Origin of the sequence: Escherichia sp. S10b (genome assembly GCF_028421345.1) — a bacterium.
In the GTDB taxonomy this organism is placed as follows: domain Bacteria; phylum Pseudomonadota; class Gammaproteobacteria; order Enterobacterales; family Enterobacteriaceae; genus ECMA0423.
Genome location: NZ_JAHZSO010000073.1, coordinates 22,696 through 35,689, shown reverse-complemented (window position 1 = coordinate 35,689; position 12,994 = coordinate 22,696). Strand labels below are relative to the sequence as shown.

The 12,994-nt window shown below is 51.1% G+C and carries 10 protein-coding genes; 1 reads left to right on the top strand and 9 read right to left on the bottom strand.

Translation table 11 applies throughout. The features are described 5' to 3' along the window. Positions 1-93: 93 nt before the first annotated feature. The 6 genes from ybgE to mngA form a co-directional block, all read right to left on the bottom strand. Complete coding sequence (gene ybgE, locus FTE26_RS06365) at positions 94-387, bottom strand: cyd operon protein YbgE (RefSeq protein WP_000034602.1); 294 nt, start codon at positions 385-387, stop codon at positions 94-96. Further along, entirely contained in the window at positions 387-500 is a 114-nt protein-coding gene (gene cydX / locus FTE26_RS06360; protein WP_000270282.1) for a cytochrome bd-I oxidase subunit CydX, read from the bottom strand. Before cydX ends, ybgE begins: the two co-directional genes overlap by 1 nt. Before the next feature lie 14 nt (positions 501-514). Beyond that, a complete protein-coding gene (cydB, locus tag FTE26_RS06355) occupies positions 515-1,654 on the bottom strand; it encodes a cytochrome d ubiquinol oxidase subunit II (RefSeq protein ID WP_000568275.1) in 1,140 nt (379 codons plus the stop codon). A 15-nt stretch (positions 1,655-1,669) separates the two neighbouring features. Then, positions 1,670-3,238 (bottom strand): cytochrome ubiquinol oxidase subunit I, encoded by a 1,569-nt coding sequence (cydA, locus tag FTE26_RS06350; protein ID WP_000884361.1) that lies wholly within the window; start codon positions 3,236-3,238, stop codon positions 1,670-1,672. 846 nt (positions 3,239-4,084) lie between these two features. After that, positions 4,085-6,718 (bottom strand): mannosylglycerate hydrolase, encoded by a 2,634-nt coding sequence (gene mngB / locus FTE26_RS06345; RefSeq protein ID WP_063611689.1) that lies wholly within the window; start codon positions 6,716-6,718, stop codon positions 4,085-4,087. 17 nt (positions 6,719-6,735) lie between these two features. After that, positions 6,736-8,652: a PTS 2-O-a-mannosyl-D-glycerate transporter subunit IIABC gene (mngA, locus tag FTE26_RS06340; RefSeq protein WP_001054863.1), complete on the bottom strand. Its 1,917-nt coding sequence runs from the start codon at positions 8,650-8,652 to the stop codon at positions 6,736-6,738. Positions 8,653-8,820: 168 nt separating this feature from the next. Between mngA and mngR the strand changes: the two genes are divergently transcribed. Next, positions 8,821-9,543 carry a mannosyl-D-glycerate transport/metabolism system transcriptional repressor MngR gene (mngR, locus tag FTE26_RS06335; RefSeq protein ID WP_000509899.1) on the top strand — a complete coding sequence of 241 codons (723 nt, stop codon included), beginning with the start codon at positions 8,821-8,823 and terminating at the stop codon, positions 9,541-9,543. 103 nt (positions 9,544-9,646) lie between these two features. On the opposite strand, the gene sucD is transcribed toward mngR, so the two are convergent. The 3 genes from sucD to odhB all read right to left on the bottom strand — a co-directional run bounded on the left by sucD (position 9,647) and on the right by odhB (position 12,993). Beyond that, positions 9,647-10,516 (bottom strand): succinate--CoA ligase subunit alpha, encoded by an 870-nt coding sequence (sucD, locus tag FTE26_RS06330; RefSeq protein ID WP_000025458.1) that lies wholly within the window; start codon positions 10,514-10,516, stop codon positions 9,647-9,649. Next, complete coding sequence (gene sucC / locus FTE26_RS06325) at positions 10,516-11,682, bottom strand: ADP-forming succinate--CoA ligase subunit beta (protein WP_001048602.1); 1,167 nt, start codon at positions 11,680-11,682, stop codon at positions 10,516-10,518. Before sucC ends, sucD begins: the two co-directional genes overlap by 1 nt. Positions 11,683-11,775: 93 nt before the next feature. Next, on the bottom strand, positions 11,776-12,993 hold the full coding sequence (gene odhB, locus FTE26_RS06320) for a 2-oxoglutarate dehydrogenase complex dihydrolipoyllysine-residue succinyltransferase (RefSeq protein ID WP_085674814.1): 1,218 nt from the start codon (positions 12,991-12,993) through the stop codon (positions 11,776-11,778). Between the last annotated feature and the right edge of the window lies 1 nt (position 12,994).

The following is a 12,994-nucleotide window of genomic DNA, read 5'->3' as shown; positions in this document are numbered from 1 at the left end:
GCGCGATTGAGGTTTGGGAATGAGGGCAAGTTAAGGGAGCGTAAAAATTTATGGGCCTGGAGCGGCCCATAATTTTTTAAAGAGAATTCTGATTTAAAAGAAGAAGAAAATCAGCCCGACAATGAGAACAATATCGGCAAGCAATGGGCAAAAAATCCCTTGCCAAAGAACCTTCTGCGGACGAAAGCCCACGCCGTGAATCACACCAGCACAGACGGCCCACATCAGCAATAAACCATGCCAGATTTCCAGTTCACTGGTCTTCGCGGCAAAACGAGATGGGTCCCAAAACATACATCCTGCTAACAGAAGCGCCATCACGAAGGAAAGCGCCCGCAGGGGGCGCTTGTCCATTACCGCATACAAAGTCGCGATAATCTTACTCATCAGATGTCTTCTTGACCGGCTTTGCCTGATTCGACGTGTTCAAGCGCCAGCGCGGTGATTACCCCAAACGAACAGGCAAGAAGCGTTCCCAGAATCCATGCGAAATACCACATTTTTAGCTCCTTACTTAGTACAGAGAGTGGGTGTTACGTTCAATATCTTCTTTGGTGATACGACCGAACATTTTCCAGTAACACCAGGCGGTGTAGAGCAGAATGATCGGTACCAGAACCACCGCAACCCAGGTCATGACGTTAAGCGTCAGCTGGCTGGAAGTTGCATCCCACATTGTCAGACTTGCGTTCATCATGGTGCTGGATGGCATCACAAACGGGAACATTGCGATACCGGCTGTCAGGATGATGCAGGCCAGCGTCAGGGAGGAGAACACAAACGCCCACGCGGCTTTATCCATACGTGCAGTCAGGATGGTCAGCAGCGGCAGAACCACACCCAGCGCCGGAATAGCCCACAGAATTGGCGTGTTGTTGAAGTTAACCAGCCATGCGCCAGCTTCACGAACCACTTCTTTATTCAGTGGGTTAGAGGCTGCGTAATGGTCCATTGTCGATTTCACGACATAACCATCGATACCGTACATCACCCATACGCCAGCCAGTGCGAAACAGACCAGTGTCACCAGCGCAGCCACCTGAGCCGTTGCACGGGTACGCAGGTGCAGTTCGCCCACGGTACGCATTTGCAGATAGGTTGCGCCCTGAGTAATGATCATCCCTACGCTCACCACGCCTGCCAGCAGGCCGAACGGGTTAAGCAACTGGAAGAAGTTACCGGTGTAGTACAGACGCAGATATTCATCAACGTTGAACGGTACGCCCTGCAACAGGTTACCGAACGCTACACCAATTACCAGCGGCGGAACGAAGCTACCAATGAAGATGCCCCAGTCCCACATGTTACGCCAGCGGGTTTCTTCAATCTTGGAGCGGTAGTCAAAACCGACCGGACGGAAGAACAAAGACGCCAGCACGAGGATCATCGCCACATAGAAGCCGGAGAACGCAGCGGCATAGACCATCGGCCAGGCAGCAAAGAGTGCGCCGCCCGCGGTGATCAGCCAAACCTGGTTACCGTCCCAGTGTGGTGCAATGGAGTTAATCATAATTCGACGCTCGGTGTCGTTACGACCGAGGAAACGGGTGAGCATGCCCACCCCCATGTCGAAACCGTCAGTGACTGCAAAACCAATCAGCAGAACGCCAACCAGCAGCCACCAGATAAAACGCAATACTTCATAATCGATCATTTGACGACTCCTGTCTTAGCGTGCCGGCTGAGTAGTCGTGGAAGACTGCTCAAAGTGATAGCGACCGGTTTTCAGGCTGCTTGGGCCGAGGCGTGCAAATTTGAACATTAAGAACAATTCTGCCACCAGGAACAGGGTATACAGGCCGCAAATCAGCACCATTGAGAAGATGAGATCGCCTGCGGTCAGTGACGAGTTCGCCACAGCTGTCGGCAGCACTTCACCGATAGCCCACGGTTGGCGGCCATATTCAGCCACGAACCAGCCCGCTTCTACAGCAATCCACGGCAGCGGAATACCGTACAGCGCGGCGCGCAGAAGCCATTTTTTCTCGCCAATGCGGTTGCGGATGACACTCCAGAAAGAGAGCGCGATGATTGCCAGCAGCAGGAAGCCACACGCCACCATGATACGGAACGCAAAGTACAGCGGCGCTACACGCGGGATGGAGTCTTTGGTTGCCTGTTGAATCTGCGCTTCAGTCGCATCAGCCACGTTTGGCGTATAGCGTTTCAGCAGCAGACCGTAACCGAGGTCTTTCTTCATGCTATTGAACTGGTCACGAACCGCCTGGTCGGTAGAACCAGAACGCAGTTGTTCGAGCAGAGAGTACGCCTTCATCCCGTTACGAATGCGTTCTTCATGCTGCACCATCAGCTCTTTCAGGCCGATAACCGGGGTATCCACGGAACGCGTTGCAATGATGCCCAGTGCGTAAGGGATCTGAATCGCAAATTTGTTCGTCTCCTCTTCCTGATCAGGAATGCCGAACAGAGTAAAGGCAGCAGGCGCAGGTTGCGTTTCCCACTCGGCTTCAATAGCAGCCAGTTTGGTTTTCTGCACGTCGCCCATTTCGTAGCCGGATTCATCACCCAGAACAATAACAGACAGAACAGCAGCCATACCGAAGCTGGCAGCGATAGCAAAGGAGCGTTTAGCGAAGGCGAAGTCACGACCTTTCAGCATATACCATGCGCTGATACCGAGGATGAACATCGCGCCAGTCACATAACCAGACGCTACAGTGTGAACGAATTTCACCTGAGCAACCGGGTTAAGCACCAGCTCGGAGAAGCTCACCATCTCCATACGCATAGTTTCAAAGTTGAAATCGGACGCGATTGGGTTTTGCATCCAGCCGTTCGCAACCAGAATCCACAGTGCGGACAGGTTTGAACCGAGCGCCACCAGCCAGGTGACACACATATGCTGAACTTTACCCAGACGATCCCAACCGAAGAAGAACAGACCTACAAAGGTGGATTCGAGGAAGAAGGCCATCAGACCTTCGATTGCCAGCGGCGCACCGAAGATATCCCCTACATAGTGGGAATAGTAAGACCAGTTAGTCCCGAACTGGAACTCCATGGTCAGACCGGTAGCCACACCCAGAGCGAAGTTGATACCAAACAACTTGCCCCAGAACTTGGTCATATCTTTATAAATCTGTTTGCCGGAGAGGACGTAGACCGTTTCCATAATGGCCAGCAGGAACGCCATACCGAGCGTCAGTGGCACAAAAAGGAAGTGGTACATCGCGGTCAAGGCAAACTGTAAGCGCGACAGTTCGACTATATCTAACATCATGACTCCTTGCTCATCGCATGAAGACTCCGAGAGTGAACCCCGTTAGAAAGGGTCACACGCATGCCCCAATAGAAATTTGTTTGAACACTTTCATCATACCATGTGAATGCACACAAAAACGGCGTAAAGAAAGGTTGCAAACATGTTAATAAAAACTCAAATTGATCCCACGTATATATTACGCCGCAAAATCCTTACAATAAACAGGTTTTTGTTGAAGCAAATTTGCATTTTTCGACGGTGATCAATTTATAGCTAAATTACCGTCTTTCAGCCAATTTGATCGAGAACAATTTATCTCTTTTTGATGCCCATTTCCAAGACTTATACATTGATAAATATCAATTCCTACAAATTATGTTAATCATGTTTCAATAAGGTAACTTTAGTGACATTTATGTTTAAAATGTGTGAGTTATAAGGCTGAAATTAGTTTCGGTTGGCAATTAAAGATAAAAAGAGACGAAGCAAAAACAGCACGGTTGACCTTAATTCTTTTTTTGGTCACTGGCTAATACGACGCAGAGTTTCAGGATTACTAATAAAGGCATAAATCCACCCCGCTGATATTAACATTTAATTAACTTATAATTATATTATAATTAACTCACCCAGGGTTATTATTTTGTTAAAAATAAAGCCACATATACGTGGCTTGAGAGTGAAGATAAACGCAAAATTACCTGATGCGCTACGCTTGCCAGTGTCTACATCATCTCTGCAATATATTGAATTTGCCTGCTTTTGTAGACCGAATAAAGCGTTCATGCCGTATCCGGCATGAACAAAGCGCCCTTTGTCAACAATCTGGCCGCGCATATGTGGCTTCGGTTTGATTGCTATTCAGGCAAGCCGGTAACTGAACGTCCGTGACTGGCCGGGTAAAAAAGGCCCCGATAGATTTGAACCTTGATTTTCCTCGGTGGTAATGTGTTCATCCATCATCGTTTCTGAGCAAGAAATCACCTCGCGACTGAAAGCAACAGTCGCATCACAGGTTGCTGATTCAGCCGGATTAAACAGCCGTAAAATCACTTCTTGTCGGTCTTCAGCTTTCTTAAGTGCGCTTATCAGGCATCCCACTGGGGGCATTTTCAACAAACTATAACTTTCCGGCACGTTGAATCCGGCTTTGTTGAGCTTCATCGCATCCCATGGGATTTTGTTGTAACACTGTACTGGAGTCAGCCATGCTCGCGCCTGCTGAGCTACACCAGCGGCGGTTGGCGTACCGGTATAACTCAATAAACTTAGGCGACAAGAAAGCAGACCACGTAGTTGTGAGTCCGGGACTGGCATTTTAATTCCCGAAGGCCGCCCAGGCCTTAAAAACAGATCTTCTTTGCCCAGTAAGCCCACGCCACGCAGCAACGTAATGGCAAAGGTTTTCTTCTCTTCACCGATGACTTCAAATTCACGTAGCCCTTCGCTAAAGACAGCCATGCCGTTACGCCCTTCCTGTAAGGCTGCATAGTTGAGCATATTCCATACCGGAACCGGCGCTTCTTTCCAGCCTTCTTGCTGCCAGTTGTTCATTGCACTGTCGTTCACGGGGCGCGTTAGCGAACCAAACTGGGTATCTGCCAGAACACTATCGGTGTTAAAAGATGTAGGGATCAGGACGCGAAGGCGATGATCGTCAGCCTGGTTATCAAGGTTGATATCCACATCAATACGTCTGCTGTTATGACTCAGAGTGACAACCATCTCCACCCCTACTCTGCCCGTGGATTGCCGGACGCTTCGTTCCAACAAATTGAGCGGCACCGCCATGTCATAGCGGATAACAGCCCTGCTCTGCCAGGCCTCATGAGTAATCTCGCATTGCGGTTTCGCTGTTGCAGAAGTCATTACCCACTCTTCTTTTGCGGGTGAATAGTCATATTCATCACCATCATCAGAGCTTTCTTCAATTTGCAACACCCGGTCATAGCGCACACCGCTATCTTTATCTACCAGTTGTAGCGTTCCATCCTCATTGAGCGCAATTTGCCAGAAAGCATTTTCCAGTATCCCTTCAGCGTCACTTTTTGCCGCAATCACGTTGCCAGGCTGATTCGCTTCGATATAAAGCGTGCGATAGCCCATAGAAGGGACAATCTGGTTGATCTGTATATCAAACTCCATAAAGGGATCGTAATTACCGTAATGAACTATTTGCCGATCGATTAGGCCTGGATCGATCTCACGGGCATGGCGAATAAAATACGGTACAGGCTGACCGCGATCGTCTCGTAGATTAAACTGGCTGGCGCGCAGCCGCACAGTGGTGTTAATAACTTCTTCCCGCGGCCAGGGCATCAGGTTAAACAGCACGAGTTTGTCGGCATCACTCTGTGGCATGTTATCGGCAATTTTGCGCATGTAGAAACGCAGCAGATTATCCGCCATGTCTTCAGCCAGTTCGAAGCGGGCGACAATTTCGCGATGAACTTTGTCACTGCAACAACAACCGATACTGTCGTGGGCATGATTTTTTAAGATCTCTTTCCACATTTTCTCCAGAAAGCCGTGGTGGTATTCAAAACCCAACGTCCAGGCCAGCGTTGCCAGCGGTTCCAGCAGATTAACAATCTTATTTTCAATACGTGCGTGGGCAATTTTGATATCCATGCGCGTGGAACCGATGGTGCGATGTACGCGCATATATTTGCCATCGATAAATTCACCTTTCAGGGTGGCCAGACTTTCACGCTGCGCTTCGATCTTCTCAAATACCTCTTCAAAGCGGCTCATCACAAACTTACGTTGAGGGTAGATCTCACGTAGCTTATCCATCACTTCGAAGATATTTTGCTGCAATGGCATCTGGTCATGCCCATTCGGCAGCAAAATCTCTTTGGTTACAGACGCTTTTTCCAGCACGTCAAAATAACTGTCGAGGCGTTTACGTAATCCGTTTTCGTCGGCAGGTAAGTACTTACCGATGGCGTAGCCCAGCGGCAGCACCTGCGCCGTCACTTCGCTACCGTCACTGCTTTGCCACAAAAACTCGGTTTTATCAGTACCGTGGCGCTCCGAACATCCGCGCCAGAACATGGTGCGGGTAATGCCAAATCCATTGTAGATATGCGGCAGTTGCCCGGACATGCCAAAGGAATCTGGTAAATAACCTATTTTCATCGGCTCGCCAAACGCGAGGCAGTCACGCATTCCGTACATCAGATTACGGACGATGGATTCCGCAGAAACAATCGTGGTATCGGTCTGGGTATACCAGGGGCCGATAATCAACTTGCCGGCTTCTACCTGTTTCTTCACGCGGTCTTTGTTTTCCGGTTTCACCGCGAAATAATCTTCGAGGATCGCCGTTTGCCCGTCGAGTACGTAATATTTGTATTCGTTGTCCTGTTCCAGTCGGCACAGGATCTCTTCCATATTATTGACCAGCAGAATGCGTGACTCTTCGGTGGTGAAATACCACTCCCGATCCCAATGCATATGCGGGGTGATGTGAACGCGAGATACCGCTTTCATCGTCGTTTCCTTTTTGTTTATGGCATTACGCCATCAGTCAGATAGTTGCCATGCTTAACCGCGTGACGCCGCCAGATCAGGAGAATTGCAGTCGAGATTGCAGCCCCCACCAATGCCGCACCAAACCAGCCAATTGCCGCCATAACACCGCCCGCGCCATTATCATGAAGTAAAAAGAGCGAGAAAATGCCGGCACCGGGTGTCGAAAGGCCGATATTCATCGCACCGACAATAGCGCCCGTTACCATAGAGCCCAGCACAAACGAACCAATAACCCGCAGCGGATCTTCAATCGCCATCGGGATCGCCCCTTCGGTAATACCTGCCAGCCCTAACAGCCAGGTGGATTTCCCGGTCTCAATTTCAAACTCTTTAAACAGGCGCGGTGCGAGCATCGTGGAAGCGGTTACGGTAAATGCCGAAACCATTTTGACGGAGGCGAAAATGGCATACGGGCCGTAAACGCCGTTCGCCATTGCGCCCAGGCAGAATGCATAAGCGGCTTTGTTCACTGGCCCTCCAAGGTCAAAGGAACACATAAAACCGAGAATGGCACCCAGCAACAGCGCGTTACTTCCTGACAGACCGTTCAGCCAGGCGGTAAGCGAGTTATTGATCCAGGCGACAGGTTCTCCCACCACAAACAGCATCAGACTGCCCGCTCCCAACGTACCGAGCACCGGGTAGAGATAAAAAGTCAGGAATCCATTGAATTTACTGCTAAGACGCAAGTGATTTTTCACCCAGCGCATCAAGTAACCGGCTATCAATCCGCCAACGACCGCGCCGAGAAACCCGGAGCCGATCATGTTGGCGGCAAGTCCAGCCGCAAAGCCTGGCGCTAACGCCGGTTTATCTGCCAGAGAATAGGCGGTATAGGCCGCGAGCACCGGTACCATCAAAATTCCGAGCAGCCCGCCGCCCAGCTTGCGGTACATCCACAGCCAGGAGTTTTCTTCATTAAACAGATCTTGTAGCCCGAAGATTTGCGACAGTAATACCGCGACCGCCAGCACCGTGCCCCCCGCGACAATCAACGGTACGGCAAAAGAGATTCCGCTCAACAGTGCCTGTTTCAGCTCCGTTTTGACACTTTTCACCGGTTGCGTATCTTGCTGTACGGTACGCGTCTCATCGCTACGCTTGAGGGTAAGCGCTTGTTGGATCAACGCTTCTGCATGGCGAATCGGCTCGGCAACAGGCACTGAAAGCGCGGGAATGCCATTAAAACGCTCACTCTCCTTGATGGCGACTTCAGCCGCAAAAATACAGGCGGTTGCACTATTGAGTTGATCCGCCGTTAAACGCCCTTCAATGCCGTTAGCGCCTTGTTTTTCAACGTAAACATTTACGCCGAGTTTGCGTCCGGCTTTTTCCAGATATTCCGCAGCCATATAGGTGTGAGCAATACCCGCCGGACAGGCCGTTACGCAGACGATAGTTGGCGCGTTGGAAAAAGAGGCAGAAGGTTGCGTGCCTCCCTTGTCATCCAGCGCCGAGAGCAACTCATCAGGCGTCGTCGCCGACTGTATACGCGCCCGAATCTCATCATCCGCCAGGCGCGTGGTCAGCGCTGTCAGCAGTTGCATATGCGTAGTACCCGCTTCATTGGGGGGAATCGCCAGCAGCACCACTAAATCAACCGCTTCCGGGCCATCAACGCCTTCCCACTGAAGCGGCTCGCTGAGTGTGGCGACCGCAAACGCCGCTTCTTTTACCGCAGCAGTTTTGCCATGCGGCACAGCCAACCCTTCACCTAAGGCGGTCGGGCCAAGGCTTTCACGGCGATACACTTCTTCCAGAAATTGCTCAGTACTGGAAATTTTCCCCAGAGCAGCAAGACGTTGAGTCAACGCGTGGATGGCCTCTTCACGGCTGGTAAAGCGCGCATTCAGACACAACGCATCGCGGTGGGTCAGAGTCGTCAGATTCATCATGATCCTCACTTGATCATTTTTATAGTCGCGCCAGTGTGCCCGATAAAACAATACCATTATGTGATCAATTTCACTTGATTGAAATTATTTGTATTGTATTTGTATTATTTACAGGATGAATTTATCGGGCATAATGGCTAAATTCGTATTAATGAGATACTAAAAATGGGACACAAGCCCTTATACCGGCAGATTGCCGATCGCATTCGTGAACAAATTGCGCGTGGCGAGCTTAAACCTGGCGATGCGTTACCTACCGAATCGGCATTACAAACAGAGTTTGGCGTCAGCCGGGTTACGGTGCGTCAGGCTTTGCGCCAGTTAGTCGAGCAACAGATCCTCGAAAGCATTCAGGGCAGCGGGACTTACGTCAAAGAAGAGCGGGTCAATTACGATATTTTTCAGTTAACCAGTTTTGATGAAAAACTGTCGGACCGTCACGTCGATACACACAGTGAAGTCCTGATATTTGAAGTGATTCCGGCTGACGATTTTCTTCAGCAACAGCTACAAATCACCGCGCAGGATCGTGTGTGGCATGTGAAGCGCGTGCGCTATCGCAAGCAAAAGCCAATGGCGCTGGAAGAAACCTGGATGCCGCTTGCGTTGTTCCCGGATCTCACCTGGCAGGTCATGGAAAATTCAAAATATCACTTTATTGAAGAAGTGAAGAAAATGGTTATCGATCGTAGCGAACAGGAAATCATTCCTCTGATGCCAACCGAAGAGATGAGCCGTCTGCTTAATATCAGCCAGACAAAGCCGATTCTTGAAAAAGTATCGCGTGGATATTTAGTTGATGGTCGGGTGTTTGAATATAGCCGCAACGCTTTTAATACCGATGACTATAAATTTACCCTGATAGCGCAACGAAAATCATCGCGATAAGCACAAAAAAGGCCATCATACGATGGCCAACCATGTCGAAACCGACAGCCCTTCGCCATTCCTGTAGAGGGAAGCGGCGAGGGCTATTTCTTATTACAGATATTTATTTCAGAACAGTTTTCAGTGCTTCACCGATATCCGCCAGGCTGCGAACGGTTTTCACGCCTGCGGCTTCCAGAGCAGCGAATTTCTCATCCGCAGTCCCTTTCCCACCGGCAATGATGGCACCCGCGTGGCCCATACGTTTGCCTTTCGGCGCAGTCACACCAGCGATGTAACCCACAACTGGCTTGGTAACATGCTCTTTGATGTACGCTGCCGCTTCTTCTTCAGCGCTACCGCCGATCTCACCGATCATTACGATCGCTTCGGTCTGCGGATCTTTTTCGAACATTTCGAGAATGTCGATAAAGTTAGAGCCAGGGATCGGGTCACCGCCGATACCAACACAGGTCGACTGACCGAAACCGTAATCCGTGGTCTGTTTAACCGCTTCATAGGTCAGTGTACCGGAACGGGAAACGATACCCACTTTACCCGGTTTGTGAATGTGACCCGGCTGGATACCGATTTTGCATTCACCCGGAGTGATAACGCCCGGGCAGTTCGGGCCGATCATACGAACGCCGGCTTCGTCCAGTTTCACTTTCACAGTCAGCATATCCAGCGTCGGGATGCCTTCAGTGATGGTGATAATCAGTTTGATGCCTGCATCAATAGCTTCCAGAATGGAGTCTTTGCAGAACGGTGCTGGTACGTAGATAACAGAAGCGGTAGCGCCAGTAGCAGCAACAGCTTCACGCACGGTGTTGAACACCGGCAGGCCGAGGTGGGTAGTACCGCCTTTACCTGGGGTTACGCCGCCAACCATTTTAGTGCCGTATGCAATGGCCTGTTCTGAGTGGAAAGTCCCCTGGCTACCAGTAAAGCCCTGGCAGATAACCTTGGTGTTTTTATCAATTAAAATGGACATTATTTCCCCTCCACTGCGGCAACAACCTGCTGAGCTGCATCCGTCAGACCTTTTGCTGCAATAATATTCAGGCCGCTGTCAGCCAGTTTCTTCGCGCCGAGTTCGGCGTTGTTACCTTCCAGACGTACCACGACCGGTACGTTAACACCCACTTCTGCTACCGCGCCGATGATACCGTCAGCGATCAGGTCGCAACGAACGATACCGCCGAAGATGTTAACCAGAACGGCTTTCACTTTGTCGTCAGAGAGGATGATTTTGAACGCTTCGGTTACACGTTCTTTGGTTGCGCCGCCGCCAACGTCAAGGAAGTTAGCCGGTTCGCCGCCGTGCAGTTTAACGATGTCCATCGTACCCATCGCCAGACCTGCGCCGTTAACCATACAACCGATGTTACCGTCCAGCGCAACGTAGTTCAGTTCCCACTGTGCAGCCTGTGCTTCACGCGGATCTTCCTGCGACTGGTCACGCATTTCGCGCAGATCAGGCTGGCGGAACAGTGCGTTGCCGTCAGCGCCCAGTTTGCCGTCGAGGCAAATCAGATCGCCCTGTTTGGTGATGACCAGCGGGTTGATTTCGATCAACGCCAGGTCGCGCTCCAGGAAAATGGTCGCCAGGCCCATGAAGATTTTGGTGAACTGCTGAACCAGTTTACCTTCCAGACCCAGTTTGAACGCCAGCTCGCGTCCCTGATACGGCATCGGGCCTGTCAGCGGATCAAGCGCAACTTTATGGATCAGGTGCGGAGTTTCTTCCGCCACTTTTTCGATTTCCACGCCGCCTTCGGTGGAGGCCATAAAGACCACGCGACGGGAACTACGGTCTACAACGGCACCGAGATACAGCTCTTTAGCGATATCGGTCGCTGCTTCAACCAGAATCTGGTTAACCGGTTGGCCATTGGCATCTGTTTGATACGTTACCAGACGCTTGCCGAGCCAGTTTTCTGCAAAAGCACGGATGTCTTCTTTGCTGTTTACAACTTTCACACCGCCCGCTTTACCGCGGCCACCAGCGTGAACCTGACATTTCACTACCCACGGGCCGGCACCGATTTTTGAAGCGGCTTCTTCTGCTTCGCGCGGAGTAGTACAGGCATAACCCACCGGTGCTGGTAAGCCATAGCGGGCAAAAAGTTGTTTTGCCTGATATTCATGTAAGTTCATGTGTTCTGTCCATCCTTCAGTAATCGTTATCTTTTAAACCGTAGACCGACACCCTATCCACGTCGGTCTACAGTGCAGGTGAAGCTTAAACTACTACACGTCCAGCAGCAGACGCGTCGGATCTTCCAGCAACTCTTTGATCGTTACCAGGAAGCCCACGGATTCGCGACCATCGATCAGACGGTGATCGTAGGACAGCGCCAGGTACATCATCGGCAGGATCTCAACCTGACCATTCACCGCCATCGGACGATCTTTGATAGCGTGCATACCCAGAATTGCGCTCTGCGGCGGGTTGATGATCGGCGTAGACATCAGGGAACCGAACACACCACCGTTGGTGATGGTGAAGTTACCACCGGTCAGATCTTCAACGGTCAGCTTGCCGTCACGGCCTTTGACTGCCAGCTCTTTGATTTTCTTCTCGATGTCTGCCATGCCGAGGGTATCGACATCACGCAGTACCGGTGTCACCAGGCCGCGCGGCGTAGAAACCGCCATGCTGACGTCGAAATAGTTGTGGTAAACCACGTCATCGCCGTCGATAGACGCGTTCACTTCCGGGTAACGTTTCAGGGCTTCAACCACCGCTGTCACGTAGAAGGACATAAAGCCCAGACGGATGCCGTGGCGTTTTTCAAACGCTTCACCGTACTGCTTACGCAGATCCATAATCGGCTTCATGTTGACTTCGTTGAACGTGGTCAGCATGGCGGTGGAGTTTTTCGCTTCCAGCAGACGCTCTGCCACACGCTTACGCAGGCGAGTCATCGGGACACGTTTTTCACTACGTGCAGCCAGAGCCGGTTGCGCCGCCGGAGCAGCCGCTGCCGGAGCAGACTCTTTCGCCGGGGCTTTCGCCAGATGTTTTTCCACATCTTCACGAGTCAGACGACCACCCACACCGGTGCCTTTAATGGCGCTGGCGTCGAGATTGTGTTCAGCCAGCAGGCGACGGATCGCCGGGCTTAACGCATCGTTGTTTTGCTCTTCCAGAGACGCCTGCTGGCGTTGCGCCGGAGTGGACGCTTTCTCTTCAGATTTGGCGCTGGTTTCTTTACCGGCGCTGTTGCCTTCACGCAGGCGACCAAGGATCTGACGAGACGTTACCGTTGTACCTTCATCTTCCAGAACCGCATCCAGAATGCCGTCTGCTGATGCCGGTACTTCCAGTACCACTTTGTCAGTTTCGATTTCTACCAGCACTTCATCACGTACGACTGCGTCGCCGGGTTTTTTATGCCAGGTTGCGACGGTGGCATCGGCTACGGATTCAGGCAGGTCAGGGACCAGAATATCTACGCTACTCATT